This is a genomic window from Pseudoxanthomonas sp. PXM01, from assembly GCF_014851815.1.
In the GTDB taxonomy this organism is placed as follows: domain Bacteria; phylum Pseudomonadota; class Gammaproteobacteria; order Xanthomonadales; family Xanthomonadaceae; genus Pseudoxanthomonas_A.
Window position 1 is genome coordinate 269,566 of the sequence record NZ_JACVAJ010000002.1, and the last position, 25,480, is coordinate 295,045.

A 25,480-nucleotide genomic window follows, 5' to 3' on the forward strand; every position below is an offset into this window, starting at 1 on the left:
CCCGCCGCGCAAGAAGGACCTGCCCCGATGCGCGTCCCGCCCATCGTCTTCATGCGCCCGCCTCCACCGCCGCCGCGTCCGCGGGACGACGCGCGGCGACCGCACGACGCACGCTGCCGAGGGCGTCGTCGACCAGGCTGTAGACCACCGGCACCACCAGCAGGCACAGCACGGTGGAGGTGATCAGCCCACCGATGACGACGATCGCCATCGGCGCACGGAAACTCGGATCGGCGCCGATGCCGAGCGCGACCGGCAGCATGCCGGCACCCATCGCGAGCGTGGTCATCACAATGGGACGCGCGCGCTTGCGGCAAGCATCGACGATGGCATCGCCGAGCACCATGCCGTGGTCGCGGCGCGCGATGACGATGTAGTCCACCAGGAGGATCGAATTCTTGGTGGTGATGCCCATCAGCATGATCAGCCCGATCATCGACGGCATCGACAGCGAGGCGCCGGTCAGGAACAGCGCCAGGAACGCGCCGGGAATCGCCAGCACCAGCGCCACCAGCACGGTCAGCGGCTGGGCGAAATCCTTCAGCAGCAGCACCAGCACCGCGTAGACGCAGAAGATGCCGGCCAGCATCGCCACGGCGAACCCGACCACCAGTTCGCCCATCACTTCGGCCTCGCCGGTGGCGGCATGGGCCACGCCACGCGGCAGGTTGCGCAGGCTGGGCAGCTTGTCGGCGGCGGCTTCGACATCGCCCAGCGGCTGCCCGTTGAGCTCGACCGCGAACTCGACGTTGCGCATGCGGTCGTAGCGTGTCAGCTCCGACGGGCCGGTCAGCAGCTGCAGGTCGGCAACGCTCTCCAGCGGCACCGGGCCGCGCGCACCGGGCACCGGCAGGCGGCGCAGCATGTCGAGGTCGTCGCGGCCGCGGTCGGCCAGCCGCACCACCACCGGCACCTGCCGCTCGCTGAGGTTCAACTTGGCCAGGTCCTGGCGATAGTCGCCGGCGGTGGCGATGCGCAGCGTTTCGGCGATGGCGGCGGAGGTCACGCCGAGGTCGGCGGCGCGGGCGAAGTCGGGCCGCACCACCAGCTCTGGACGCACCAGGCTGGCCGACGAGGTCACCGCGCCGACGCCGGGAATACCGCGCAGTTCGCGTTCGACCACGGCGGCATGGCGCGCGAGCGCGGCGCCGTCCTCCGAGGTCAGCACCAGTTCGTAGCCCTCGTCGTCGCCACCGCCGACGCGGATGCGCGCGCCGGGCAGGTCGAGCAGATCCTCGCGCAGGCGCGCTTCGATCTGCTGCCGCGTGCGGTCGCGCTCGCCGCGCGGCGCCAGGTTGGCAGTGAGCGTGGCGCGGGTGACGGTGCCGGGCTGCGCGTCCTCGCCGGGTTCGCCGCCGCCCGTGCTCGCGCCGATGGCGGTGTAGACCGAGACCACCTCGGCATGCGCGGCGATCAGGTCGCGGGCACGTTCGGCCAGTGCGCGCGTGTCCTGCAGCGTGCTGCCCGGGGGCAGCGTCAGCGTCACCTGCGCCTGGTCGCCGTCGTCGGCGGGAATGAATTCGCCTGGCAGCAGCGCGGCGACGCCGAGCCCGGAGACCACCAGCAGCGCCGCCGCCGCGGCGGTCGCCGCGCGATGACGCAGGCAGAGCCCGACCAGATCCAGATAACGCGCCAGCCAGCGCGGCGGCGCGTGCACCTTCTTCGGCGCCTTCAGCAGGTAGGCCGCCATGGTCGGGGTCAGCATGCGCGCCACCACCAGCGAGAAGAACACCGCCACCGCCGCGGTCCAGCCGAACTGCACGAAGTACATGCCGACCTCGCCGCCCATCAGCGAGGTGGGCAGGAACACCGCGATCAGGGTGAACGTGGTGGCCACCACCGCCAGCCCGATCTCGTCGGCGGCTTCGGTGGCCGCACGCATCGGCGTCTTGCCCATCAGCAGGTGGCGCTCGATGTTCTCGATCTCGACGATGGCGTCGTCGACCAGCACGCCGACCACCAGCGACAGCGACAGCAGCGACACCGTGTTGAGGCTGAAGCCCATCAGGTGCATCACCGCGAAGGTCGGGATGGCCGACAGCGGCAGCGCCACCGCGGCGATCAGCGTGGCGCGGCCATCGCGCAGGAAGCAGAACACCACCAGCACCGCCAGTGCGGCGCCTTCGTACAGCAGCATCATCGAGCCGTGGTAGTTCTCGGCGATGGGCGTGACGTGGTCGACCGCCTCGGCGAAGACGATCTCCGGATGCGCGGTGCGCAGTTCGTCGATCACCGCACGCGAGGCCTCGGCGACATCCAGTTCGCCGGCACCGCGCGAGCGCAGCACGTCGAAGGCGACCACCGGACGCCCGTCCATCAGCGCCATCGAGCGCGGCTCGGCGACGGTGTCGGACACGTCCGCGACCTGGTCCACGCGCAGGCGGCGACCGTCGCTCAGCGACACGTCCAGCCGCGCGATGTCCTGCGCCGCCTCGACCGTGGCGATGGTGCGCACGGACTGCTCCGCACCGCCGACATCGATGCGGCCGCCGGAGGCTTCCTGTTGCAGCTCGCGCAGCTGCCGCGACAGATCGGCGGCGGTGGCGTTGAACGCCAGCAGGCGCACCGGATCGAGTTCGACGCGGACTTCGCGGTCGACGCCACCGACGCGCGAGACCGCGCCGACACCGGGCACGGCCAGCAGCTTCTTGCTGACCTGGCTGTCGACGAACCACGACAGCGCCTCGTCGTCGCGCGTGGCCGAGGACACGGTGTAGGTCAGCACCGGCGCCGCGGCCAGTTCGCGCTTCCTGATGATCGGGTCCTGCAGGTCCGCGGGCAGATGGGCGCGGGTGGCGGAGACGGCGTCGCGCACGTCGTCCATTGCCTCCTGCACCGGCTTGCCGACCTGGAACTCGGCGGTGATCGTGGCGGCGCCGTCGGTCAGCGTGGTGACGATGTGCTTCAGGCCCTGCACGTTGGCCAGCGAGTCCTCGATCCGGCGCGCGACATCGTTCTCCAGTTGCGCGGGCGAGGCGCCGGGCAGCGCGGCCGTCACCGTGATGACCGGGAAGTCGATGTCGGGGAAGTTCTGCACCTTCATCGCCAGGAAGCCGCCGATGCCGGCCAGCGTCAGCAGGATGAAGAGCAGCGTGGTGGCGACCGGGTTGTGGATCGACCAGGTGGAGACGTTGAGGTTCACAGGGCGCTCCGCGCCAGCGCTTCGGCGTTCGCGCGCGACGCGCGGGACACGCGCGCATCGGCGGCATCCGGCGCCGCGTCGACCACGCGCACGGTGTCGCCTTCGCTGAGGAAGCCCAGGCCGGTGGCGATTACCGCATCGGTGGCCGCCAGGCCGGAGACGATCTCGATGCGGTCACCGATGCGGCGTCCCACCGCGACCTTCTTCGCGACCACGTCCGACGCCGGACCGACGCGCATCACGTAGTGGAAGCCGTCGCGCAGCAGCACGGCGCCCTGCGGCAGCGTCAGCGTGGCGGCCTCGCGCACGTCGATGTGGCCGGTGACGAACGCGCCGGCACGCAGCGCGTCGTGGCGCGGCAGGTCGACGTAGACCAGACCGCTGCGGGTCTGCGTGTCGATGTCGGGCGCGATCATCCGCAGCGTGCCGCGCACCTCGTCGTGTCCGGGCAGGCGGATCCGCACGTCCTGGCCCACGGCGAGCGCGTCGAGATCGGCGACGGCGACCGCGGCGCGCCATTCCAGCCGGCCGTCCTTGATCATGCGGAACAGCTCCTGCCCCGCCGGCACCACCGCGCCGACGGTGGCGCTGCGCACGGTGACGATGCCGTCGGCGGGCGCGAGCACACGCGTCTGCGCCAGTCGCTTGCGCTGGCGTTGCTCGGTGGCGCGCGCCGCCTGCAGCCGCGCCTGCGCCACCGCGGAGGCGGCGACATATTGCTCGACCTGCTGCCTGGACATCGCGCCGGAGCCGTCGAGCAGCGTCGCGCGCCGTGCATTGCCGGCCGCCTCCAGCGACTGGGCCTGCGCGACGGCGACGGCCGCGACGGCTTCGTCCACATCGGCCTCCACCAGCGCGGGATCGAACGTCGCCAGGATCTGGCCGCGACGGACGCGGTCGCCGACGTTGACGCGCACCTCGGTCAGGCGCAGCGCATCGGTATCGGCGCCGATGCTGGCTTCCTGCCAGGCGGCGATGCTGCCGCTGGCCGGCACGCGCACGGGCAGCGTGTCGATGCTGGGTCGGGTCAGGCTGACCGACAGCACCGGCGCGGGGTCGGCCGGTGCCGCCGAGGCGTCATCGCGGCCGACACCGAGGGCGATCAGGACGACCGCGACGACGGCCACGACCAGGATGAGAGCGATGCGACCGCGCTTCATGGGGAAGGAATTCCTCGGACTCCGGTTCCACAGCGCGCATCGACGCGCCGCGGCAGCACGCGGAATGGCGTGTGCGCGGCGGATGATGGAGGGGGGATGTCGTGGGAATGTCGCGCGGTGCGACGACGCGACGCAGGCTCAGTCGCGCAGCGTCAGCGTGGGATTCTCATCGATGGTGCCGTCTTCGTTGACCACGACGAAGCGGTCGCCTGCGCGGTTGAACAGCACGGGGATCGGCGTCTTGAACAGCGGACGACGGACGAACTTCAGGTGCCAGTGGAAGGTTTCCATCGTCTGCACGGTGGCCTGCTGCTCCGGCGTGAGGCCTGCGAGCAGCGTGGCGTCGTCCATCGCCCGGGCGTCCTTGCGGCGCTCGGGCGTGCGGGGGGCGGTGCCGGCGGTATCCGGCTCGGAGGGGTCGCGGGGGCGTTGCGGATCCGACATCCGGTGGGGGGCTCCTGATGGCGTGGACGAACACGCGCGCCACCGGCGCACGCAGGGTTACACCCTGTATCGGCCGACAGGAACAAAACGTGAGGGCGGAGATGCGACAGCTAGGTCCGGTTCAGCGACGCGGCATCAGACCCGCAGTTGCAGCGTGGGTTGTTCGTTGAGCGTGCCGTCTTCCTCGATGACCACGTAGCGCGTGTCCTCGCGGTCGAACAGCACCGGAATGGGCGCCTGGAACAGCGGGCGACGCACGAAGGCCAGCCGCCACTGGAAGATTTCCAGGGCTTCCAGCGTCATCAGCTGCGCAGGCGTCAGGCCCGTGCGCAACGCATCGGTGTCCGGCGCCGGCACGGCCTTGCGGCGTTCGGCGGGGGTGGACGCCTTCGCCGGCGCGGGCGAAGACCAGGGGCCGGTGATGACGGCGGCTCGGGCGGCACTACGGTACATGGGGGAAACTCCAACGATGGCTGGCGACACCTGGTATCCGTAACGGCCGCGGACGGCCGCTATTTAGGGTCGTGATGACGATGCAAGACGTGTGCCGGACCCGCAGGTCGGCGAATGCGCTCATTGGCGCAAGGTCAGCGTGGGGTGTTCGTCGATGCTGCCGTCTTCGCGGATCACCACGTAACGGGTCCCGGTGCGGTTGAACAGCACCGGGATGGCGGCCTTGAACACGGGCCAGCGCACGAATCCCAGGCGCCACTGGAAGCTTTCCATCGTCTCCAGCGTATCGAGTTGCGCGCGCGACAGGCCCGAACGCAGGGCGATGGGGTCGTTCGCAGACGTGTCGTCGCGACGATCGAGGAGGGTGGCCGCGGTCGCGGCATCCTCCGTCTCCAGGTCGTCGTGCGCGCGGTCGTTGGGGTCGAGCATGGGAATGGCTCCATGGAAAACAGGCGCGCGCACGCACGGACGGCACGGAGCGGCCGACGCAGGCACAACCAGGGAAAGGGATCTCCAGCGGCGTGGCGCCGCTTCACGCGGCCCGCCATCGATGCATAAAAAAAGCCCCGCATCCGCGGGGCTTCCTTTCAATGCGGCGTGCATCCGTGCACCCCTGTTATGTCGCGTTGCCACGCGGCGACAGGACACCCTGCGCCCGGACGTACGCTCGGTTACGCGAACGGATCCTGCAGCACCATGGTGTGGTCGCGGTCGGGACCGGTGCTGACGATGGCCAGCGGGCAACCCGACAGTTCCTCCAGCGCGCGCAGGTAGGCACGCGCGGCCGGCGGCAGCTTGTCCCACTCGGTGACGCCGTGGGTGTTCTCTTCCCAGCCCGGGAATTCCAGGTACACCGGCGTGCACTCTTCCCAGCCGGCGGCGTCGAGCGGTGCGTACTCGGTGCGCTTGCCGCGGTACTCGTACGCGATGCAGATCTTCAGCTTCTCCATGCCGTCCAGCACGTCGAGCTTGGTGATGCACAGGCCGGAGATGCCGTTGATGGCGACGGCGCGCTTCAGCGCGACGATGTCCATCCAGCCGCAGCGGCGCGGACGGCCGGTGGACGCGCCGTACTCCTGGCCACGGTCGCGGATGCCCTGGCCGACTTCGTCGTCCAGTTCGGTCGGGAACGGACCGCCGCCGACGCGCGTCGCATAGGCCTTGCAGATGCCGAGCACGTAGTCGATCGCGTCCGCGCCCACGCCGGTGCCGGCGAACGCGCCGCCGACGGTGGTGTTGGAACTGGTGACGTAGGGATAGGTGCCGTGGTCGATGTCGAGCAGTGCACCCTGCGCGCCTTCGAACAGCACGCGCTTACCCTGCTTGCGCAGGTCGTGCAGGATGCCGGCGACGTCGGACTTCATCGGCTGCACGTACTCGCCGAAGGCCAGCGCTTCGTCGTAGGTCTTCTGGAAATCGACCGGCTCGACGTTGAGGTACTTGGTCAGCACGAAGTTGTGGTAATCCAGCGCGGTGCGCAGGAGTTCTTCCAGCTGCTTCGGATAATGCAGGTCGGCCACGCGGATGCCGCGACGCGCCACCTTGTCTTCGTAGGCCGGGCCGATGCCGCGGCCGGTGGTGCCGATGGCCTTGCCGCCGGCGGCCTTCTCGCGGGCCTGATCGAGGGCGATGTGGTACGGCATGATCAGCGGCGTGGCCGGCGAGATCTTCAGACGCGAGCGCACTTCCACGCCCGCCGCTTCCAGCTCCGCGATTTCCTTCATCAGCGCGGCCGGCGACAGCACCACGCCGTTGCCGATCAGGCACAGCGCGTCGGGACGCAGGATGCCGGACGGGATCAGGTGAAGAACGGTCTTCTTGCCACCGATGACCAGCGTGTGGCCGGCATTGTGGCCGCCCTGGAAGCGGACGACGGCACCGATTTCCTCGGTGAGCAGATCGACGATCTTGCCCTTGCCTTCATCGCCCCACTGGGCGCCGAGAACGACGACTGACTGACCCATGACGGGTAACTCCTCGATTGTTGGCGGCCATCGGGGCCGCCGGAAGGGGTCGCGCTGGTCCACGGCGCCGTTGCCGCCGGCAGACTCCATCGGGGAGCCGCCCGCCACGCCGGGCCCAGACACGGAAAAAGCCGGCGGTCTTCCCACGCAGGGAGCCCGTCCGGCTTTTGTGCATTATCCGGGTTTATGGGGACGGGGGCTACCCTGGGCGGCCCGGGCTGGCGGCCTGGGCGTTCAGGAAGGAGGTGGGAGGCGGCCCCTCATCGGCCCGTGTATCCGGTCCGGGGCGGGCTCTTCGGATGCCCCCTCCCGTGAACGGAGAAAGGAGAACAGCCTAGCCCCCATCTCCCCTTCTCCCTGCGAAGCGGGGAGAAGGTGCCGAAGGCGGATGAGGGGCGAGCGCGGTGGTGATCGCCATCAGTACCGCATCCGTTTCACGCAGTACCACATCGTTCCAGAATCGCAGGACCTCAAAGCCTTCTCGTCGCAGGCGGGCGGTACGCAGTACGTCGTGTCGAATCTGCTCCAGATGCTGGCTGCCATCCAGCTCGATCACCAGGCCTGCTTCCGGACAAGCGAAGTCGGCGAAATACGGGCCGATGCGATATTGGCGTCGGAACTTCCATCCCAGCAGGCGCCGATTGCGCAACTGCCACCACAACACCCTTTCGGCTTCCGTCTGTTCCTGACGCAGGTAACGCTCGCGTTCGTGGTCCAAGGTGCTTCGCATGTGGCGGTCTCCGACGGATGGAGAACAGCCTGGCTTTTACGCATCGCGAGGGGGATCGGATAAAGGCATGGAGACGGATAGGAAAGCACCCCTCATCCGCCCTTCGGGCACCTTCTCCCCGCTTCGCAGGGAGAAGGAATACGGGTTTCGTGTCAGCGGACGGTGTTGTTCAACGAGCCTCAGTGCTTCACCCACCACAGCAGCGTCAACCCGAAGATCAGGATGAAACCGCCCACCGCGCGCACCTGGCCGTCGGACATCCGCAGCAGTTGCACGACAGCACGCTTCCAACTGGCCGGGATGGCGAACAGCACCAGGCCTTCGAGGATGGCGACCAGGCAGAGGGCGGACCAGAGTTCGGACATGAGTGGGGTTCCGGGCGTGCCAGCAAACGGCGAGGCGATGAAGACAGGAGGCTGAAACGGCACCGGCCGCCTCGTGGGCGGCCGGTGCGGGACTGCTCAGCGATCGCTGCGCATGTACTGGAGGAACGGATCGTCCTTGTCCAGCACGATCACGCCCTGTCCGTCCTTGAACGAGGTGCGGTAGGCCTCGAGGCTGCGCTGGAAGGCGTAGAACGACGCATCGCGGCCGGCGGCGGCACCGTAGATGCGGGCGGCTTCGGCATCGCCTTCGCCGCGCAGCTTCTGCGCATCGCGCTCGGCCTCGGCCAGCAGCACCGCGACATCGCGGTTGGCCTGCGCCTCGACGATGCGCGCCTGCTCCGCGCCCTGCGCGCGCAACGCGCTGGCCACCTGCGTGCGCTCGGCGCGCATGCGGTTGTAGACCTGGTCGATGACTTCGCTGTCGGTCGGCAGGTCGATCTGCTTGAAGCGGATATCGACCACCTGCATGCCCAGGTTCTTGGCGCCGGCGTTGATGCCCGGCAGCTGCTTCTCGATCAGCTCGTTGCGGTTGCCCGACACCAGCTGGGTCAACGTGCGCGAGTTGATCTCGTTGCGCAGCGATTCCTTGATGATCGGCGCCAGGCGCTCGGTGGCCAGTTCGGCCTGGCCGCCGGTCGCGCGGTAGAAATCCGCCGCGTTGACGATGAAGCCGATGGCGATGAAGTCGACGCTGACGTCCTTGCGCTCGGAGGTGAGCGAACGCTCGGGCGGGAACTCGTTGGCGGTGAAGCGGCGGTCGAAGACGCGCGCGGTTTCCACCAGCGGCAGCTTGAAATGCAGGCCGGGGCCGATCTCGCTGCGCACCACGCGGCCGAGGTTAAGCACCAGGCCCACCTGCCCTTCGCGCACGACGTACACCGAACCCATCAGGCCCAGCAGCACGGCCACGAGAATGCCGACGATCAGGGAATTCCTCATGGCTGCGCCTCCTCACGGCCGGCCGGGCGTGGGCTACGCGCCGAATTGCGGGAACTGGTCGGGGTGCTCTCCACCTGCGGCAGCACCTGGGTGGGCAGGACGCCCGCCGGCGGCTGCGTCGGTGCCGGGGCATTGCCCATCGGCACGTACAGCACCTGGCGGCTATCGCTGCCGACGATCTTGCGGTTGCCGGCCAGCACTTCCTGCACGGTATCCAGCCACAGGCGCTTGCGGGTGACTTCCGGGGCGTTGCGGTACTCGTCCAGCAGCAGGCTGAAGCGGGTCGCGTCACCGGTCGCCTTGGCGATGGCGGCGGTCTTGTAGCCTTCGGCCTGCGTGCGGATCTGCTGCGCGTCGCCGCGCGCCTCCGGCACGATGCGGGCCGCGACGGCACGCGCCTGCGACACCAGGCGCTCGTTTTCCTGCTGGGCGCTGTTGACCTCGTCGAACGCCGGCTTGACGGCTTCCGGCGGACGCGCGTCCTGCAGGCTCAGTTCGGTGACGACCAGGCCGGTGCGGTAGGCCTCGAGCGAGGCCTGCAGCGCGGTACCGGCGGTGGCGGACAGCGGACCACGGTTGTTCAGTGCGGCGTCGAGGTCGGAGCGGCCGATCACTTCGCGCACGGCGCTCTGGGCGGTCTGTTCCAGCACGCGGGTGGCGTCGGTGGTACCGAACAGGAACAGCTTGGGGTCGCCGACGCGGTACTGCACGTTGAACGATACGGTGATGATGTTCTCGTCGCGCGTCAGCACCGGCAGGCTGTTGCTGAAGGTGCGCACGCCGGTGGCGTTGACCTTGGTGACGCTCTCGATCGGCCAGGGGAACTTGAAGTTCGGGCCCGGCTGCATGGTGCGCGCGTACTGGCCGAAGCGCAGTACGACGCCACGGTCCTGTTCGCCGATCAGCTGGAAGCTGGAGAACAGCACCAGCAGGCCGATACCAAGCAGTACCCAGCGCAGCGGATTGCCACCGCCGCCGACACCGCCGAACAGGCTGCGCAGACGTTCGATCACGTCACCGATGCCACCGCCTCCCTGCGGGTTGCGCGGCTTCCAACTGTTGTTCCGGTTGCCGTTGTTGCCAGATCCGCCGCTGCCGCTGCCAGGGGTGTTCCAGGCCATGCCCACTCCATTCTGAAAGATTCGCGCGGCCGGGGCCGGCGCAGGTTTCGATTCTACTAGATAGGGGCGGCCTGGCCGGGAGGCAAGGCCGGGAGGTCATGCCTGCGACGCCCTGTCCTGTGGGAGCGACGTAAGTCGCGAACGGGCCGTGCATGCGGCGCCCAGCTTGCCCGGCAAAAGATTCGCGACTTACGTCGCTCCCACACCTACCCCCCGTCGCTGACTCCGCTCCTACTGCCACTCCTCCCGTTCCGCCTGCGGCAGCAGGGCTTCCAGCGGATGCCCGCCGGCCTGCGAGGCCAGGCGCTGGGCGTCGGCCAAGGCGAGGTCGACGGTGACGCGCCAGCCGTTTTCTTCGAAATCCTCGGCCAGCACGGCGCCCAGTGCATGCAGGCGCGAACGCAGGCGCGCGGAGTTCGCCGGCAGGTGCAGTTCGCCGCGCACGCGCTGGAAGCCCAGCCGCTGCGCCAGCGCACCCTTCAGCAGGTCGATGCCGACGCCATCGCGCGCGGACAGCCACACGCGCTCGCGGCCCATGCCGGCACTGGGCGCCTCGCCTTCGTCGACGCCGGGATCGGGCTGGTCGTGCCGCGGAGCGGCGCCGTCGATACGGTCGATCTTGTTGAAGACCAGCATCTGCGGCAGGTCGCCGGCGCCGATCTCCTGCAGTACCTCGTCGACCTGCGCGATGCGTTCCTCGCGGTGCGGGTCGGCCGCATCGATGACGTGCAGCAGCAGGTCGGCTTCGCGCGCCTCGCTCAGCGTGGAGCGGAAGGCCGCGACCAGTTCGTGCGGCAGATCGCGCACGAAGCCGACGGTGTCGGCCAGCACCACCGCTCCGCCGGGCAGGTCGATGCGGCGCACGGTCGGGTCCAGCGTGGCGAACAGCTGGTCGGCCGCGTAGGCCTCGGCACCGGTCAGCACATTGAACAGCGTGGACTTGCCGGCGTTGGTGTAGCCGACCAGGGCCACGCGCGGCAGCTCGCTGCGCACGCGGGCGCGGCGCATCTGCGTGCGCTGCACTTCGACTTTCTCCAGCCGCTTCTGCAGCTGCTCGACCCGCTTCTGCAGCAGGCGGCGGTCGGTTTCCAACTGCGTTTCGCCGGGACCGCGCAGGCCGATGGAGCCGCCGCGCTGGCGCTCCAGGTGGGTCCAGCCGCGCACCAGGCGCGTGGCCATGTGCCGCAGCTGCGCCAGTTCTACCTGCAGCTTGCCTTCGTGGCTGCGCGCGCGCTGGGCGAAGATGTCGAGGATCAACCCGGTGCGATCCAGCACGCGACGCTGCAGGAGTTTTTCCAGATTGCGTTCCTGGCCCGGCGACAGCGCGAAATTGACCAGGATCAGGTCGGCGCCGGTGGCATCGGCGGCCGCCTTCACTTCCTCCAGCTTGCCGCTGCCGATCAGCGTGGAGGGATTGGGGCGATCAATGCGCGCGGTGAGCAGCGCGGCGATGGTGGCGCCGGCCGAGCGCGCCAGGTCGCTGAATTCCTCGGTGATGCCGTCGTCGGGACGGCCGCCGGCATGCGGCTGGATCAGCAGCGCATGCTCGCCCTTGCGGGATCTTTCAAACAATGGGGTCGTGCCTCTTCAAGCGAGGCACGCATTATCACGCGGTTTCGTCTTCGCCGCCTTCCGCGTCCTCGTCACCCTGCTGCACGTAGCCGCCACCCGGACCCACGCGCACGTTGCGTGCCGGCACCACGGTGGAAATGGCGTGCTTGTAGACCATCTGGCTGACCGTGTTGCGCAGCAGGACCACGAACTGGTCGAAGGATTCGATGGTGCCCTGCAGCTTGATGCCGTTGACCAGGTAGACCGACACCGGGACGCGCTCGCGCCGCAGTGCATTCAGGAAAGGATCCTGCAGGGATTGCCCCTTGGACATGACGTACTCCCGCCTTGCGTTCTTATAGGTATGTAGTGGTGCCGTGCCGGGCCGACGACCTGCTCCCCTGTCGTCCCGGAACCCCGATGTTACACAACATCGGCCCGGCGGGGCGTTGCCAAGTCCGGCATCTGGTCCCAATTCCGCAGAATCCGGCCCGAACGGCTCACGATCGCGGCAAAAACAGCGCTAGCGCATCGTCCAGGGCGGCGTGATCGGTGGCGGGATCGAACCAGCGCGCGTCCAGCCCGCCCCGCAACCAGGTCAGCTGACGCTTGGCGAGCTGGCGCGTGGCGGCGATGGCACGCTCGCGGAACGCCGCCGCGTCACCCTGCCCGTCCAGGAACTCCCAGGCCTGGCGATAGCCCACGGCGCGCACCGCGGGCAGGTCGAGCGGCGCGACCACGGCCTGCATGCCGGGCAGCGCGCGCAGGCGACGGACTTCGTCGAGGAAGCCCTGTTCGAGCATCAGGTCGAAACGGCGTGCGATACGGTCATGCAGCACGGCCCGGTCGCCGGGCGCCAGCACCAGCTTCATCACCCGGAACGGCAGGCGTGCGCCGCGCGACTCTCGCTGCCACTGGCTGATCGGCGTGCCGGTCAGCCGATACACCTCCAGCGCCCGCTGGATGCGCTGGGGATCGGTGGCATGGATGCGGGCCGCGGCCGCAGGATCGACCTGGGCCAGCTCAGCATGTAGCGCAGGCCAGCCGCGGGTCGCCGCCTGCACGGCAAGGTCGGCGCGCACGGCAGTGTCCGCCGCCGGCATCGCCGCCAACCCCTCGAGCAGGGCCTGGAAATAGAGGCCGGTGCCGCCCGCCAGGATGGGCAGACGGCCACGCGCAGCGATGTCGTCCAGTGCACGCCGTGCGTCCTGCGCGAACTCGGCAGCGGAGTACGCCTGCCAGGGTTCGCGCACGTCGAGCAGATGGTGCGACACGCGGGCCTGCTCGGCGGCGGTCGGCTTGGCAGCCCCGATATCCAGGCCGCGATAGACCAGCGCCGAATCCACGCTGACGATTTCGCCGCCGAAACGTTCGGCCACCTCCAGTGCGAACGCCGTCTTGCCCGAGGCGGTCGGACCCATGATGGCGATGGCAGGCGGACGAAGGTCGAGTGGCATGCGGCATTCTCGCATCCCCTTCGGGGTGTGCCGTGCAAGGCCCGCGTCACCTTGTCGCACATTCGCCTCCCCGCGTTGCGCCAGTGCGACCACGCCTCACCGGGAGCGCGGTGGAATCACCGGAACATCCTGTTGTCATGCGGGCGACGCACGATCCGCACAGGTGACTGGCTTAATGCAGTGTGAGGACGCGCAGCCCTGCAATCGAACTGTCGTCGCACTACCGGGATGCCTGTGTCGATTAAGTGTGGCGCAGTACTCGATATCGAAAACTGCGTCTGGCTATTTCCATGAACCCGGATATCCTTCCATCGCGCGTGAAGGGTCCGATGTTTGGATTTCTCCACACGGATCGACGGGGGCGCCCTGCGGGGTGCGTGACGATCCGCCGCATACCCACCGCATGAGACCTGCATCTCCGGCGTGCCGCATGGCATGGCCGCGGACGCTGGAGGCATGCACGTCATTCCCCCGAAGACGCACATCCGCATGATCCGAAATGCCCTCGGCACTCTCCGTATCCCTTCCCTGGCTCTGGGATTCGGCCTTCTGCTGTCCGCCTGCGACGGTAGCCAGTCCTCCCTCGAGGATGCATCGGCCGTCACCGCCGACAGCGCCGCCCTGACCTCACCGGCGCCTGCCGCGCGGGTGACCGCATCGGCCGTCGCGGCCGCCGCGGTGGAATCCTCGGCAGTGTCCACACCCGTCATGTTCGTCACCCAGGTGCCGACCGCGGGCGCCGACCGCTTCTCCAGCCGTCTTGCCGCGTTCGCCAACCATATGGGCGACCTCGGCTCTGCGCCCCGTGGCGGCGACCTGATGATCCGCTACCCGGACGGTTCGCTGCGCAACCTGACGAAGGAAGCCGGCTACGGCATGGAAGGCCAGCAGGGCGCCAACGCGATCGCCGTGCGCGAACCCACCGTGCACTGGGATGGCCGCAAGGCGGTCTTCAGCATGGTGGTCGGAGCGCCGACGCGCCAGTACGGCACGGTCAACGTCAAGTGGCAGCTGTACGAGGTGACCAACCTCGCCCAGGGCCAGACGGCCGTGATCACCAAGGTGGCCAACCAGCCCACCGGCTACAACAACATCTCGCCGCTCTACAGCAGCGACGACCGCATCCTGTTCACCTCCGACCGCCCCCGCAGCGGCGAGGCGCATTTGTATCCGCAGCTGGACGAGTACGAGAGCACGCCCACCGTCGTCGGCATCTACAGCCTCACGCCGTCCACCGGCGAACTGCGCCTGCTCAACCATGCCCCGAGCGGCGCGTTCTCGCCGACCATCGACAGCTATGGCCGCGTGATCTTCACCCGCTGGGACCACCTGCAGCGCGACCAGCAGGCGGACGCCGGCAGTTTCGGCGACTTCAACTACGCCAGCGAAGCCGTGGGCGCGGCCAATGTCGGGCGCCAGGCGGAAGTCTTCCCCGAGTCCCGCAATGGCATGACGTCGGCGGCCTACGGCCGTATCAACGGATTCACCTTCAACCTGTTCTCTCCCTGGCAGATGAACCAGGACGGCACCGAAGAGCTGACGCTCAACCATATCGGCCGGCAGGAGTTGTCGTTCGGCTATCTGACGCGCTCGTTCGCCACCGATTCGGCGCTGTCCGACAACACGAACACCTCGATCATCGCCAACAAGAAGTACATCCGCAACGACGGCGGCATCTTCCAGATCCGCGAAGATCCTCGCACGCCGGGCACGTACTACGGCATCTATGCGCGCGAGTTCGGCTCGATGACCAGCGACCAGATCGTGCGCTTCACCGGTGCGCCCACGTTGAACGCCGAGCAGATGAAGGTCGAAGACGCTTCGCCCGCCGCGGTCAACAACAGCCTGTCCGGCGGCCGGTTCCGCAATCCGCTGCCGACCAGCACCGGCCACATGGTGTCCACCTACACGGCCAGCGCGACCACCGGCAACAACACCTCGTTCCGCCTGTACCAGCTGCGCACGGACGCCTCCGGCATGCTGATCGCCGGCAGCCCGCTGACGCCCGGCATCAGCAAGTCCATCACCTGGTGGAATCCCGACTCGCTGTCGTCCTTCAACGGCGTGCTGTGGGAACTGGAGGCCGTCGAGGTGGTGGCGCGTACGCGTCCGACCGGAAGCGCCGCCGCCGCTGCGCTGGAAGCGCCGGAGCGCGCGGTGCTGGCCGAAGAGCAGGTCAACGAGGCGGCCCTGCGCCAGTGGCTGAAGACCAACAATCTGTCGCTGATCGTCACCCGCAACCAGACCAGCCGCGATCGCGGCGACACGCAGCAGCCGTTCAACCTGCAGGTCCCCGGCGGTGCGAAGACCGCCAAGGCCAGCGGGCGCGTCTACGACATCTCCCACTACCAGGTCCTGCAGGGCAACCAAGTCCGCGCCTACAGCAACTTCAACAGCGGCCGCCGGGTGATCGCGCAGCCGATGGCGGCGAACAGCAACAATGTCGCCAACCCCAGCGGTCCGGCGGGCAGCGTGAAGATCGCCGCGGACGGCTCGACGGCCGTGTTCGTGCCGGCCAATCGCGCGCTGACCTGGCAGACCACGGATGCCAACGGCGAAGCGATCGTGCGCGAGCGCGTGTGGGTGACGATGCAGCCCGGCGAAATCCGCACCTGCGCCGGCTGCCATGGCGAGAACAGCGTGAACCAGGCCAACGGCGCGGAAGCCACCAACAAGCCTGAGGCCCTGCGTGCGCTGCTGCGGCAGTGGAAGCAGGCGACGGGCGGCAGCCCGACGCTCGTCAACGGCTCGCAGCCGCTGACCCCGACCCGCAGCACGAGCGCGACGTCGCAGCCGGTCGCGGCCGGCAGCGCCGCCGTCACCCCGACGGTGTCCACGTTGTCCACGTCGGTCATCGAACAGACGCGTCCGCTGTCCCGCGGTACCGCCGGCACGCCGCAGCGCACCGCCCGCGCAAGCCTGACCCGCTGATCGGTACCCGGCGCTTGTCGCCGGGGATGTCCCACCCTACCCGCCAGCGGCGCATGCCCTGGCGGGTTTTTGTTGGGCGGCTTTCAGTCGTCGTCGGGCCAGCGGATCGTTGGCGCGGCGGTCGCCTGCCGCGGTAGCGGCACCGCGGCGACGGCGCTCCAGACCTTCAGTGCGTCCACCGTCGCAGCCACGTCATGCACGCGCACGATGCGGGCGCCGCGTTGCGCGGCGATCAGGTGGGCGGCCACGGAGCCGGATACCCGCGCCGCCGGCATGTCGCGGCCGGTGAGCTGGCCGATGCTGCGCTTGCGCGACAGACCAGCCAACACCGGCACCCCCAGTTCGACGAAGCGCTCCAGCTGCGCGAGTAACTGCAGGTTGTGTGCGGTGTCCTTGCCGAAGCCGAAACCCGGGTCGACGACGATGCGCTTCTTCGGAATACCCGCCATCTCGGCGGCGAAGATGCGCTCGGCGAGGAAACGGTGGACCTCGCCGACGACGTCACCGTACTCCGGCGCGACCTGCATCGAACGTGGCTCGCCCTGCATGTGCATCAGCACCACCGGCACACCGAGCGCGGCCGCCGCGTCGAGCGCGCCCTCGCGGCGCAGCGCACAGACATCGTTGATCATGCCTGCGCCCGCCTCCACGGCGGCGCGCATCACCTCGGGCTTGTAGGTGTCGATGCTGATCGGCACGGCCACGCGCGCAGCGAGCTGCTCGATGACCGGAACCACGCGGCGCAGTTCCTCTTCCAGCGATACCTCGTCAGCACCCGGCCGCGTCGACTCGCCGCCGATGTCGAGCAGGTCGGCGCCCTCCTCCACCAAAGCCAGCGCATGCGCGATGGCGGCGTCGGTGGTGTCGTACGCACCGCCATCGGAAAACGAATCCGGGGTGACGTTGACGATGCCCATGACCTGCGGGCGATCCAGCTTCAGCACACGACCACCGCAGTCCAGCACAGGGGTGGTATCGAACATCACTTCTTCCCCTTCGGGTCGTCGTCGCGCGAGACCGCGCCCGAGCTGACGGCGAACGCGACGCCCAGGCCAAGGCCGATGGCGATGCCCGCACCGAGGTTGTCCATCGCTGTGCCGATCGCGATACCGATCGCGACGCCCGCGCCAATGCCGACCGGCAGCATCGGATACTTCGGACGCTTGTCGTTGTCTGCCATGGAACCCCGCGCAAAGAAAAAGGCCAGACATCAGTCTGGCCTTTCATCAGCGCACTGGCAACGCGCCTCAGGTCTGAGCGGCGGGCCCGCCGATCGGCGGCAGCGGACGCGACTCGGGCTTGTCGTCGTCCTTGCCAGCCTTGCTCCAACCCAGCGGCGGCGGCACTTCGCGGCCTTCCATGATGGCGTCAATCTGCGGCGCATCGATGGTTTCATACTGCATCAGGGCGTCCGCCATGATGTGCAGCTTGTCGATGTTGTCCGTAAGGATCTGGGTCGTTCGCGAGTAGGCCTTGTCCAGGATGCCGCGCACCACTTCGTCGATCTTGCGCGCGGTGTCGTCGGAGACGTTCTTGTGCTGCGACACCGAGCGCCCCAGGAAGACTTCCTCTTCTTCCTCGGCATAGGTAATCGGCCCCAACTCCTCGGACAGGCCCCACTTGGTGACCATGTTGCGCGCCATCTTGGTGGCCCGCTCGATGTCGTTGGACGCACCGGTGGTGACCTTGTCGGCACCGAAGATAAGCTCTTCCGCGACACGGCCGCCATACAGCGTGCACAGCCGGCTCTCGATGCCGGTGCGGTTGATGCTGTACTTGTCGCCTTCCGGCAGGTACACGGTGACGCCCAGCGCGCGGTCGCGCGGGATGATGGTCACCTTGTAGACCGGGTCGTGCTCGGGTACCAGACGGCCGACGATGGCGTGGCCGGACTCGTGGTAAGCCGTGTTGCGCTTTTCCTCCTCGCTCATCGCCATGGAGCGACGCTCGGTACCCATGATGATCTTGTCGCGGGCGCGGTCCAGATGATCCATCCGGACCTCCTTGGCGTTCTCGCGCGCGGCGAACAATGCGGCCTCGTTGCACAGGTTCGCCAGGTCGGCGCCACTGAACCCGGGCGTGCCACGGGCGATCACCATCGGCTCCACGTCGTCGGCCAGCGGCAGCTTGCGCATGTGCACGCGCAGGATCTGCTCGCGGCCCTTCACGTCGGGCAGGCCTACGGTGACCTGGCGATCGAAGCGGCCCGGACGCAGCAGCGCCGGATCCAGCACGTCGGGGCGGTTGGTCGCGGCGATTACGATGACGCCTTCGCCGCCTTCGAAACCGTCCATCTCGACCAGCAACTGGTTGAGGGTCTGCTCGCGCTCGTCATGACCGCCGCCCAGGCCGGCGCCACGATGGCGGCCGACGGCGTCGATCTCGTCGATGAAGATGATGCACGGCGCGTGCTTCTTGGCCTGCTCGAACATGTCGCGCACGCGGCTCGCGCCAACGCCGACGAACATCTCGACGAAGTCCGAACCGGAAATGCTGAAGAACGGCACCTTGGCCTCGCCCGCGATGGCCTTGGCCAGCAGCGTCTTGCCGGTACCCGGCTGGCCGACCATCAGCACGCCGCGCGGGATCTTGCCGCCCAGCTTCTGGAACTTGCCGGGATCGCGCAGGAACTCGACCAGTTCGCCGACTTCTTCCTTCGCTTCATCGCAGCCGGCGACGTCGGCGAAGGTCACCTTCACCTGGTCCTCGCCCTGCAGCTTGGCGCGCGACTTGCCGAAGGACATCGCGCCCTTCGCGCCACCGCCGCCGCCCTGCATCTGGCGCATGATGAAGATCCAGAAGCCGATGATCAGCAGCACCGGCAGGAAGTTCAGCAGGATGGTGGTCAGGCTGAGGCCGCTGGGCGGATCCTTCTGGATGATCTCGACCTTCTTGGTGCGCAGGTCATTGATCAGGTCGCGGTCGAACGGCGCGTTGATGGTCTTGGCGTCGCCGTTGCGCAAGGTGTAAGTGATCTCACCCACGCCACTGCGGGCGTCGCCCCCGAACTCGACACGCTGGACATTGCCGCTGTCGACCTGGTCGAGGAACGTGGAATACGTAGTACCGCCGGCCATGGCCGCAGTATTGCCGCCCTTCGGCGAGAAGCTCTGGAAGACGACCATCAGCACGACGGCGACGACTACCCACAGCAGCAGATTCTTGGTCAGGTCGTTCATCCGCATCGGCTCCGCTGTTCCTCTTTGCTCATTCGCACGTTACGCCACCTTACTTGATCTGGGTCCGCTTGCCCTGTCCCAGGGCGTACACCTCGGGAGAGCGCTTGCGGGACGCGTCCGGCTTGCGGATCGCCACCTTGTCATAGCGGCGGCGAAGCTCGCGGATGTAGTCGTCGGAGCCGGCGCCCTGGAACAACTTGATCAGGAACGCTCCGCCCGGCTTCAGGTGGCTGTCGGCGAACTCCATCGCCAACTCCGCCAGGTGCATCATCCGTGGCTGGTCCACCGCATCCACACCACTCTTATTGGGGGCCATATCCGACAGCACAAGGTCCACGCGTGCCCCGTCCAGCATCGCCTCCAGTTGGGATAGGACGCTGTCCTCCCTGAAATCCCCATGAAGGAACTCCACCCCGGCCAGCGGCGGCATGTCCAGGATGTCCATCGCCACCACCCGCCCGCTGTCGCCCAGCGCCTGCCGGACGAACTGCGACCAGCCACCCGGCGCCGCACCCAGGTCGACCACGACCATGCCCGGCTTGAGCAGGCGGTCGCGCTCCAGCAGTTCCTCCAGCTTGTAGGCCGCACGGGACCGGAGGCCCTCGGCCTGGGCCTTCTTCACGTAAGGATCGGAGAAGTGTTCCTTGAGCCAGCGCTGGCTGCTCTTGCTGCGGGTGGCCATGTCGGCGAGGTCTCCGGGCACGCTGCGACGGGAGCCGCCGGAGCCGTTCGTGGGGGCTGCCATGATACCCTGATCCCCCTTTTCGACCCGTACCGTGCCGCATGCCTGTAGTCCTGACCGCTGCCCAGACCCGTTTCCTGCGCGGCCAGGCCCACGACCTGAAGGCGCTGCTGCAGATCGGCAACAAGGGCATCACGCAGGCCTTCATCGCCGAGCTGGACGCCGTGCTGGAGCAGCACGAACTGGTCAAGGTCAAGGTCGCCGGCGAAGACCGAGAGGCACGCGACGCCATGATCGGGGAACTGGCCGACCAGGCCGATGCCGCCCTCGTGCAGCGGATCGGGCATACCGCCGTGCTGTACCGTCCCAGCAAGGAACGCCGGCAGATCGTGCTGCCGCGCGGCTGAGCCCGGCGCGCAGGCCGCCCGCCATGCAGTTGAACCACGAGCTTCCCGACTACGCCTTCACCCTGCGGTCCGCAGACGGACAGGTCGCACGGGTGAACGACCGGACGCTGGCAGCCAGCTTCATACTCTCGCCGCAGCAGCTCATCGAGACCTGGCCGGTCCAGGACAGCGCTGCGCTGACCCCGGACGATCTGGCCCCGCTGCTCGACCTGCAACCGGAAGTGATCCTGCTGGGAACAGGCGAACGCCAGATCTTCCCGCCTGCCGCCGTGATGGCCGCCTGCCTTCGCCGGGGCGTGGGCCTCGAAGTCATGACCAATGCGGCCGCCGCCCGCACGTTCAACGTACTGGCCAGTGAGTCGCGCAAGGTTGTGGCCGGATTCCTGCTGGCGCCACGCTGACCATCGCGGCGTGACGATGCGGCGCCTGCTCCTGCTGCTCATCGTCCTGTCCACCACCGCCTGCGCCCCTGTTCTGCCGGATGCCACCCAGCGTTACGAGGCGTGGCGACGCAGCAGCGACGCCGAGGCATTGGACGACTACGAACGCATGCTGGCCCGGGCCGGTGTCGGCGGGGTGGTTCCGATGTCTGCCCTGTTGCGGTCCAACCGTCGTTGGCGCATGTGCGGCCCCGAGTTCCTGCTACCACCACGCGAGCATGCGAGTGGGATCGTGCCTACGCTGCGCCTGGTCGCGCAGCTGGAGCGCATGGGTATCGTCGAGGGCGGCAACGTGCGCTCTGGCTACCGTTCTGCCGAAGTGAACCAGTGCGCCGGCGGGAGCACCCGCAGCCGGCACTTGCGCAACAACGCCCTGGATTTCGACCTGGCCGACGACACGCGCACCGAGGTGCTATGCGACTTCTGGCGCAAGCAGGGTCCTTCGCTGCACATGGGGCTGGGCTTCTACACGCCGACGAGGATCCACATCGACACCGCCGGCCACCGTACATGGGGTACGGACTACCGCAGAGGTACCTCGCTGTGCGTCAGGCCCCAGGATCGCACCGGGAGCCCCGCCAGCGGACGGCTCCCCTAACGCCCCACCCACACGTCATGCCGCTCAGCGCGCCGGCAGGTACAGCAGCGGATCCACCGGCTTGCCGTTGTGGCGGATCTCGAAGTGCAGCATCTCGCGCGACGCGCCGCTGCTGCCCATCTCCGCGATCTGCTGCCCGGCCTTGACGCTCTGGCCTTCGTTCACCAGTCGCTTGCGGTTGTGGCCATACGCCGACAACCAGGCCTCGCTGTGCTTGACGATGATCAGCTCCCCGTAGCCCACCAGGCCTGCGCCGGAATACACCACGACGCCGTCCGCCGCGGCGCGCACCGCCTGTCCGCTGCTGCCGGCGATGTCGACGCCCTGCTTGGTGGCGTCGCCCGCGACATAGCGGCCGATCAGATGACCGTCGGCCGGCCAGCGCCAGGAGAATCCGCTGCTTGCGGGCGCCGGCGTGGTGGCCGGGCGCGTGACCGTTGCCGGAGGCGGCGTCGGCCTCGTGGTCGTGCCGGTGGCTGGCTTCGTCGGCGTGGTGGCGGTGTTCGCCGTAGGGCGGCTGCCGCTGCTGCCCGGAAACAGCTTGAGCGACTGGCCGGGATAGATGGTGTACGGCGCCGCCAGGTTGTTCCAGCGGGCCAGGTCGTTGACGTCCACGCCGTTGCGGAACGCGATCCCGTAGAGCGTGTCGCCGCGCTGCACACGCACCGTGGCGCCGGGCTTGCCCTGGGATGTCTGCCGCATCGGCGGCGACGATCCGGAAGGTTCACGGACCACCGTAGTGGAGCAGGCGCCGAGCACCGCCATGGCGATGCCGATCAGGAAGGCGCGCGTGATGCGATGGCCGGAGCGGAGCGTCGTGGTCATGCGTTCGGTCGTTTCCTCAACAAGGCGGAACCGCAAGGCTCAACCGGTCAGTCGCTGGAACAGCTCGCGGGCGGCGACACCGCCGCCGCCGATCAGCACGCTGAAGTAGATGATCGTGCCGATGTTGGCCAGGTGGCCCAGCAGGATCGCCCCCCCGTCGCGCTGGATGAAGCCGATGGCATACAGCAGCAGCGCCAAGGCTGGCAGGGTGTTGCTGAATGGCACGAATCCGAACGGCGCCATCAACAGCAGCGCCGCGAGGATGAAAGCCAGGTTGTTGATGACGCCCTGCCCTGGACCGTCGACGAAGAAACGCAGCCGGTGCGGGCGACTGATCTTCTCCATGCGACGCACCCAGACCAGGCCCGCCGTCAGCCCCGGACGCAGGCGATCGGCCGGCAAGGCCTTGTCCTTGATCCGCTGCGGCAACCACAGCGGCCGGTTGAACAGGCGACTGACGCCGACCAGCAGGATGGCCGCACCGAACACCGTGCTCACGCCAGGGATCGAGACCGGGATCAGGAACACCAGCGTCAGCAGGATGGTCAGCAGCAGCAGACCTTCGTCGCTGAAGACATCCAGCAGTTCACCCAGGCTCAACTTGTCAGGCGGCAGCCGTTCGATGATGCCGGCCACCTGCTCGCCCAGCGAGACAGCGCTGTTGGGAAGCCCATCGTGTTGCGGGGAATTCGTCACGTCGTTCAATCCAGCGTGCCGGACAGCAGCGGCACGAACACCACCGGCGCCAGCGTGGTTTCCTCGACGCTGCCATCAGCGCGCTTCACCAGCCGCACCAGCGACTGCGAGCCGCTGCCGCCGACGGGCGCGACGAGTTGCCCGCCGACAGCGAGCTGTTCCACCAGCACCGGCACCAGCGCCGGCGCGGCCGCGGTGACGATGATGGCGTCGTAAGGGCCATGCTCGGCCCAGCCGATGCGACCGTCGTCGTGCTTGCTGCGCACGTTCATGCCCATCTGGCGCAGCCGTTTGCGGGCCTGCCGCAGCAGGTCGCCGATGCGCTCGACGGTGTAGACCTCCAGCCCCAGCACGGCCAGCACCGCGGCCTGGTAACCCGAGCCCGTGCCGATCTCCAGCACCTTCCTGGGTTCCGTCTCCAGCAGCACCTCGGTCATCCGCGCCACCACCCAGGGCTGCGAGATGGTCTGGCTGTGCCCGATCGGCAGTGCGGTGTCTTCGTACGCGCGCGTGGCGAGCGCTTCGTCGACGAACAGGTGTCGCGGCAGCGTGCGAATGGCATTGAGCACGCGCTCGTCGGCGATGCCTGACTCACGGAGGCGCTCGACCAGACGATCGCGCACACGCTGCGAGGTCATGCCCATGCCTACCGCCTCGGGCTGCAACCGCAACCGTGGCGTCATGCCGAGCCCTCGAGCGCGGCGGTCAGGCCACCGACCCAGCCCGCCACCTTTTCCAGCGCCTGGTAGCGGGTCAGGTCGACGTGGATGGGCGTGATCGAGATGTGGCCGGTGCGCACCGCATGGAAGTCGGTGCCCGGCCCCGCATCCTGCTCACGCCCGGCCGGACCGATCCAGTACACCGTGTGGCCACGCGGATCCGGTTGCGGAACGCAGGGCTCTGACCGGTGCCGGTTGCCAAGACGCGTGACCTCGAAGCCGCGCACGTCGGCCCATGCCAAGTCCGGCACGTTGACGTTGAGGATGGTGTCGGCCGGCAGTGGATCGGCCTTCAGTCGCGCCACGATCTCCACGGCGGCGCGCGCTGCGGTTTCGTAGTGCTTCGCATCGTGGTTCTTGGTAACCAGCGACATCGCCACCGCCGGCAGCCCCAGGAAGCGGCCTTCCATCGCCGCGGACACGGTGCCGGAATAGATGACGTCGTCGCCCAGGTTCGCGGTGTTGTTGATGCCCGACACCACGATGTCCGGCTCGAACTCCAGCATGCCGGTCAATGCCAGGTGCACGCAGTCGGTCGGTGTGCCGGCGATGCTGCAGGTGTAGTGATCGATGCGCTTCAGCCGGATCGGCAGGTCGAGCGTCAGCGAGTTGCTGGCACCGGAGCGGTCGCGGTCGGGCGCGACCACGTACACTTCATGGCCCGCGCTGCGCAGGCCCTCTGCCAGGATTCGGATGCCGGGGGCGTCGACGCCGTCGTCGTTGCTGACCAGTACGCGCATGGGTTTCCTCGAGAACGGCCCCATGATACCGGAACCGCGCCGAGGCTTCCCGCGCTTGCGTCATGTCGCGATGCCGCTACGCTGAGGGCATGTCCCGCTCCATGCCGCCCGATGACGATGACGCCGCGCTGTTCCGCGACGCGATAGGCGACGTGCGCAGGCTGCAGGAGGCGCCCCCGCCGCCGCGCAAGGCACCACCCCGGCCAGCCGCGCGCATGGCCGATCGAGACGAACACGATGCGCGCAGCGAGTTCCAGCGTGGCCTGGATGCGCTGGATCCGCACGCGGCTGGCGACGTCCTGAGCTATCGCCGCGAAGCGCTGTCGCCGCGCGCCTTCCAGCGCCTCAAGCGCGGACAGTTCTCGGTGCAGGACGAACTGGACCTGCACGGCGCAACAGCCCTGCAGGCGGAAGGATTGCTGCGGCGGTTCCTCGCGGACGCGCATGCGCACGACCATGGCTGCGTGCGTGTGATCCACGGCAAGGGGCAGCGGTCGGGGAGCGAGGCGCCGGCGTTGAAGAACCTGGTCGACCGGATGCTGCGTCAGCGTTCCGACGTGATGGCCTTCCACTCGGCACCGCCCACGCAGGGCGGCACGGGCGCGGTGCTGGTGCTGCTGGCGCACCGCTGACGCGGTCGCGGCCTGCGTTGGACCGCGCCCGCGACGCCAGCGTGTCTACTGCTGGCTGCCGGCTTTTTCTTCGATGCGGGGCGGATTGACCCACGTCAGCTGGATGCCGCGCCGCTTGGCGATGCGCTCCACATAGGCGATGTACTGCTGCTCGGCGGTCAGCGTGCGCTGCTCCGGCGGCGGTGCGGAGGCCGCTCCGCCCGTGCTGGCGCACGCAGCGAGCAGGCCACAGGTGGAAACGACGACGGCAAGACGCATCACGACGTTCATGGCGATCCCTCCGA

At 68.4% G+C, this 25,480-nt stretch carries 27 protein-coding genes; 5 read left to right on the top strand and 22 right to left on the bottom strand.

All coding sequences use genetic code 11. From position 1 onward, the window contains the following. Nucleotides 1-49 precede the first annotated feature (49 nt). The 13 genes from IB230_RS10610 to miaA all read right to left on the bottom strand — a co-directional run bounded on the left by IB230_RS10610 (nucleotide 50) and on the right by miaA (nucleotide 13,347). Nucleotides 50-3,142 carry an efflux RND transporter permease subunit gene (locus tag IB230_RS10610; protein ID WP_192271994.1) on the bottom strand — a complete coding sequence of 1,031 codons (3,093 nt, stop codon included), beginning with the start codon at nucleotides 3,140-3,142 and terminating at the stop codon, nucleotides 50-52. Then, nucleotides 3,139-4,302 (bottom strand): efflux RND transporter periplasmic adaptor subunit, encoded by a 1,164-nt coding sequence (locus tag IB230_RS10615; protein WP_192271996.1) that lies wholly within the window; start codon nucleotides 4,300-4,302, stop codon nucleotides 3,139-3,141. Before IB230_RS10615 ends, IB230_RS10610 begins: the two co-directional genes overlap by 4 nt. 138 nt (nucleotides 4,303-4,440) lie before the next feature. After that, nucleotides 4,441-4,746, bottom strand: coding sequence for a hypothetical protein (locus tag IB230_RS10620; protein WP_225589487.1), 306 nt, complete (start codon nucleotides 4,744-4,746; stop codon nucleotides 4,441-4,443). Between the two features lie 135 nt (nucleotides 4,747-4,881). After that, nucleotides 4,882-5,199: a hypothetical protein gene (locus IB230_RS10625; protein WP_225589488.1), complete on the bottom strand. Its 318-nt coding sequence runs from the start codon at nucleotides 5,197-5,199 to the stop codon at nucleotides 4,882-4,884. Between the two features lie 120 nt (nucleotides 5,200-5,319). After that, nucleotides 5,320-5,628: a hypothetical protein gene (locus IB230_RS10630; protein ID WP_225589489.1), complete on the bottom strand. Its 309-nt coding sequence runs from the start codon at nucleotides 5,626-5,628 to the stop codon at nucleotides 5,320-5,322. 242 nt (nucleotides 5,629-5,870) lie between these two features. After that, complete coding sequence (locus tag IB230_RS10635; protein ID WP_192271998.1) at nucleotides 5,871-7,163, bottom strand: adenylosuccinate synthase; 1,293 nt, start codon at nucleotides 7,161-7,163, stop codon at nucleotides 5,871-5,873. Nucleotides 7,164-7,497: 334 nt separating this feature from the next. After that, entirely contained in the window at nucleotides 7,498-7,881 is a 384-nt protein-coding gene (locus IB230_RS10640; RefSeq protein WP_225589490.1) for a DUF559 domain-containing protein, read from the bottom strand. 191 nt (nucleotides 7,882-8,072) lie between these two features. Next, nucleotides 8,073-8,258: a DUF2065 family protein gene (locus IB230_RS10645; RefSeq protein ID WP_192272002.1), complete on the bottom strand. Its 186-nt coding sequence runs from the start codon at nucleotides 8,256-8,258 to the stop codon at nucleotides 8,073-8,075. Between the two features lie 96 nt (nucleotides 8,259-8,354). Next, nucleotides 8,355-9,218: a protease modulator HflC gene (gene hflC, locus IB230_RS10650; RefSeq protein ID WP_192272004.1), complete on the bottom strand. Its 864-nt coding sequence runs from the start codon at nucleotides 9,216-9,218 to the stop codon at nucleotides 8,355-8,357. Further along, the gene (gene hflK, locus IB230_RS10655; protein WP_192272005.1) at nucleotides 9,215-10,339 is read right to left on the bottom strand and encodes an FtsH protease activity modulator HflK; all 1,125 of its coding nucleotides are present in this window, start codon (nucleotides 10,337-10,339) and stop codon (nucleotides 9,215-9,217) included. The genes hflC and hflK overlap by 4 nt, the downstream gene beginning before the upstream one ends. 231 nt (nucleotides 10,340-10,570) lie before the next feature. Beyond that, nucleotides 10,571-11,911: a ribosome rescue GTPase HflX gene (gene hflX, locus IB230_RS10660; RefSeq protein WP_192272013.1), complete on the bottom strand. Its 1,341-nt coding sequence runs from the start codon at nucleotides 11,909-11,911 to the stop codon at nucleotides 10,571-10,573. A gap of 34 nt (nucleotides 11,912-11,945) precedes the next feature. Then, nucleotides 11,946-12,224, bottom strand: coding sequence for an RNA chaperone Hfq (gene hfq / locus IB230_RS10665; protein WP_192272022.1), 279 nt, complete (start codon nucleotides 12,222-12,224; stop codon nucleotides 11,946-11,948). Nucleotides 12,225-12,390: 166 nt separating this feature from the next. Next, complete coding sequence (gene miaA, locus IB230_RS10670) at nucleotides 12,391-13,347, bottom strand: tRNA (adenosine(37)-N6)-dimethylallyltransferase MiaA (protein ID WP_192272024.1); 957 nt, start codon at nucleotides 13,345-13,347, stop codon at nucleotides 12,391-12,393. Nucleotides 13,348-13,836: 489 nt separating this feature from the next. Here miaA and IB230_RS10675 point away from each other — a divergent pair, with 489 nt between their 5' ends. Further along, nucleotides 13,837-16,278 carry a PD40 domain-containing protein gene (locus IB230_RS10675; RefSeq protein WP_192272027.1) on the top strand — a complete coding sequence of 814 codons (2,442 nt, stop codon included), beginning with the start codon at nucleotides 13,837-13,839 and terminating at the stop codon, nucleotides 16,276-16,278. Between the two features lie 83 nt (nucleotides 16,279-16,361). Here the strand turns inward: IB230_RS10675 and folP are convergent, their stop codons facing one another. From folP to rlmE, 4 genes are all read right to left on the bottom strand, one after another. Then, nucleotides 16,362-17,261 carry a dihydropteroate synthase gene (gene folP, locus IB230_RS10680; protein ID WP_192272029.1) on the bottom strand — a complete coding sequence of 300 codons (900 nt, stop codon included), beginning with the start codon at nucleotides 17,259-17,261 and terminating at the stop codon, nucleotides 16,362-16,364. Continuing rightward, complete coding sequence (locus tag IB230_RS10685) at nucleotides 17,261-17,458, bottom strand: hypothetical protein (protein WP_192273976.1); 198 nt, start codon at nucleotides 17,456-17,458, stop codon at nucleotides 17,261-17,263. The genes folP and IB230_RS10685 overlap by 1 nt, the downstream gene beginning before the upstream one ends. A 67-nt stretch (nucleotides 17,459-17,525) precedes the next feature. Further along, nucleotides 17,526-19,457: an ATP-dependent zinc metalloprotease FtsH gene (gene ftsH, locus IB230_RS10690; RefSeq protein ID WP_192272038.1), complete on the bottom strand. Its 1,932-nt coding sequence runs from the start codon at nucleotides 19,455-19,457 to the stop codon at nucleotides 17,526-17,528. Between the two features lie 49 nt (nucleotides 19,458-19,506). Then, entirely contained in the window at nucleotides 19,507-20,139 is a 633-nt protein-coding gene (rlmE, locus tag IB230_RS10695; RefSeq protein WP_192273895.1) for a 23S rRNA (uridine(2552)-2'-O)-methyltransferase RlmE, read from the bottom strand. Nucleotides 20,140-20,240: 101 nt separating this feature from the next. On the opposite strand from rlmE, the gene yhbY reads away from it, so the two are divergent. From yhbY to IB230_RS10710, 3 genes are read left to right on the top strand one after another with little or no spacing between them, the layout of a single operon-like run. Next, entirely contained in the window at nucleotides 20,241-20,546 is a 306-nt protein-coding gene (yhbY, locus tag IB230_RS10700) for a ribosome assembly RNA-binding protein YhbY (RefSeq protein WP_192272048.1), read from the top strand. A 23-nt stretch (nucleotides 20,547-20,569) separates the two neighbouring features. Further along, the gene (locus IB230_RS10705) at nucleotides 20,570-20,947 is read left to right on the top strand and encodes an Mth938-like domain-containing protein (protein WP_192272050.1); all 378 of its coding nucleotides are present in this window, start codon (nucleotides 20,570-20,572) and stop codon (nucleotides 20,945-20,947) included. A gap of 16 nt (nucleotides 20,948-20,963) precedes the next feature. Then, the gene (locus IB230_RS10710) at nucleotides 20,964-21,584 is read left to right on the top strand and encodes a D-Ala-D-Ala carboxypeptidase family metallohydrolase (protein ID WP_192272052.1); all 621 of its coding nucleotides are present in this window, start codon (nucleotides 20,964-20,966) and stop codon (nucleotides 21,582-21,584) included. A 24-nt stretch (nucleotides 21,585-21,608) separates the two neighbouring features. On the opposite strand, the gene IB230_RS10715 is transcribed toward IB230_RS10710, so the two are convergent. Genes IB230_RS10715 through surE form a run of 4 tightly spaced genes read right to left on the bottom strand, consistent with a single transcriptional unit; the run spans nucleotide 21,609 to nucleotide 24,564 of the window. Further along, nucleotides 21,609-22,409 carry a peptidoglycan DD-metalloendopeptidase family protein gene (locus tag IB230_RS10715; RefSeq protein WP_192272054.1) on the bottom strand — a complete coding sequence of 267 codons (801 nt, stop codon included), beginning with the start codon at nucleotides 22,407-22,409 and terminating at the stop codon, nucleotides 21,609-21,611. A gap of 39 nt (nucleotides 22,410-22,448) precedes the next feature. Further along, nucleotides 22,449-23,105: an exopolysaccharide biosynthesis protein gene (locus IB230_RS10720; RefSeq protein ID WP_343227302.1), complete on the bottom strand. Its 657-nt coding sequence runs from the start codon at nucleotides 23,103-23,105 to the stop codon at nucleotides 22,449-22,451. A gap of 5 nt (nucleotides 23,106-23,110) precedes the next feature. Beyond that, nucleotides 23,111-23,788 carry a protein-L-isoaspartate(D-aspartate) O-methyltransferase gene (locus tag IB230_RS10725; RefSeq protein WP_192272056.1) on the bottom strand — a complete coding sequence of 226 codons (678 nt, stop codon included), beginning with the start codon at nucleotides 23,786-23,788 and terminating at the stop codon, nucleotides 23,111-23,113. Next, the gene (surE, locus tag IB230_RS10730) at nucleotides 23,785-24,564 is read right to left on the bottom strand and encodes a 5'/3'-nucleotidase SurE (protein WP_192272058.1); all 780 of its coding nucleotides are present in this window, start codon (nucleotides 24,562-24,564) and stop codon (nucleotides 23,785-23,787) included. Before surE ends, IB230_RS10725 begins: the two co-directional genes overlap by 4 nt. Before the next feature lie 89 nt (nucleotides 24,565-24,653). Between surE and IB230_RS10735 the strand changes: the two genes are divergently transcribed. Beyond that, the gene (locus IB230_RS10735) at nucleotides 24,654-25,196 is read left to right on the top strand and encodes a Smr/MutS family protein (protein ID WP_192272060.1); all 543 of its coding nucleotides are present in this window, start codon (nucleotides 24,654-24,656) and stop codon (nucleotides 25,194-25,196) included. Between the two features lie 45 nt (nucleotides 25,197-25,241). Here the strand turns inward: IB230_RS10735 and IB230_RS10740 are convergent, their stop codons facing one another. Further along, a complete protein-coding gene (locus IB230_RS10740) occupies nucleotides 25,242-25,466 on the bottom strand; it encodes a hypothetical protein (RefSeq protein WP_192272062.1) in 225 nt (74 codons plus the stop codon). Nucleotides 25,467-25,480: the final 14 nt, after the last annotated feature.

Coding starts and splice junctions, on each gene's coding strand:
- IB230_RS10615 (WP_192271996.1), bottom strand. CDS start 4,302: ATGAAGCGCGGTCGCATCGCTCTCATCCTGGTCGTGGCCGTCGTCGCG.
- IB230_RS10620 (WP_225589487.1), bottom strand. CDS start 4,746: ATGTCGGATCCGCAACGCCCCCGCGACCCCTCCGAGCCGGATACCGCC.
- IB230_RS10625 (WP_225589488.1), bottom strand. CDS start 5,199: ATGTACCGTAGTGCCGCCCGAGCCGCCGTCATCACCGGCCCCTGGTCT.
- IB230_RS10630 (WP_225589489.1), bottom strand. CDS start 5,628: ATGCTCGACCCCAACGACCGCGCGCACGACGACCTGGAGACGGAGGAT.
- IB230_RS10635 (WP_192271998.1), bottom strand. CDS start 7,163: ATGGGTCAGTCAGTCGTCGTTCTCGGCGCCCAGTGGGGCGATGAAGGC.
- IB230_RS10645 (WP_192272002.1), bottom strand. CDS start 8,258: ATGTCCGAACTCTGGTCCGCCCTCTGCCTGGTCGCCATCCTCGAAGGC.
- hflC (WP_192272004.1), bottom strand. CDS start 9,218: ATGAGGAATTCCCTGATCGTCGGCATTCTCGTGGCCGTGCTGCTGGGC.
- hflK (WP_192272005.1), bottom strand. CDS start 10,339: ATGGCCTGGAACACCCCTGGCAGCGGCAGCGGCGGATCTGGCAACAAC.
- hfq (WP_192272022.1), bottom strand. CDS start 12,224: ATGTCCAAGGGGCAATCCCTGCAGGATCCTTTCCTGAATGCACTGCGG.
- miaA (WP_192272024.1), bottom strand. CDS start 13,347: ATGCCACTCGACCTTCGTCCGCCTGCCATCGCCATCATGGGTCCGACC.
- IB230_RS10675 (WP_192272027.1), top strand. CDS start 13,837: ATGATCCGAAATGCCCTCGGCACTCTCCGTATCCCTTCCCTGGCTCTG.
- folP (WP_192272029.1), bottom strand. CDS start 17,261: ATGTTCGATACCACCCCTGTGCTGGACTGCGGTGGTCGTGTGCTGAAG.
- IB230_RS10685 (WP_192273976.1), bottom strand. CDS start 17,458: ATGGCAGACAACGACAAGCGTCCGAAGTATCCGATGCTGCCGGTCGGC.
- ftsH (WP_192272038.1), bottom strand. CDS start 19,457: ATGAACGACCTGACCAAGAATCTGCTGCTGTGGGTAGTCGTCGCCGTC.
- rlmE (WP_192273895.1), bottom strand. CDS start 20,139: ATGGCCACCCGCAGCAAGAGCAGCCAGCGCTGGCTCAAGGAACACTTC.
- yhbY (WP_192272048.1), top strand. CDS start 20,241: ATGCCTGTAGTCCTGACCGCTGCCCAGACCCGTTTCCTGCGCGGCCAG.
- IB230_RS10705 (WP_192272050.1), top strand. CDS start 20,570: ATGCAGTTGAACCACGAGCTTCCCGACTACGCCTTCACCCTGCGGTCC.
- IB230_RS10710 (WP_192272052.1), top strand. CDS start 20,964: ATGCGGCGCCTGCTCCTGCTGCTCATCGTCCTGTCCACCACCGCCTGC.
- IB230_RS10715 (WP_192272054.1), bottom strand. CDS start 22,409: ATGACCACGACGCTCCGCTCCGGCCATCGCATCACGCGCGCCTTCCTG.
- IB230_RS10725 (WP_192272056.1), bottom strand. CDS start 23,788: ATGACGCCACGGTTGCGGTTGCAGCCCGAGGCGGTAGGCATGGGCATG.
- surE (WP_192272058.1), bottom strand. CDS start 24,564: ATGCGCGTACTGGTCAGCAACGACGACGGCGTCGACGCCCCCGGCATC.
- IB230_RS10735 (WP_192272060.1), top strand. CDS start 24,654: ATGTCCCGCTCCATGCCGCCCGATGACGATGACGCCGCGCTGTTCCGC.
- IB230_RS10740 (WP_192272062.1), bottom strand. CDS start 25,466: ATGAACGTCGTGATGCGTCTTGCCGTCGTCGTTTCCACCTGTGGCCTG.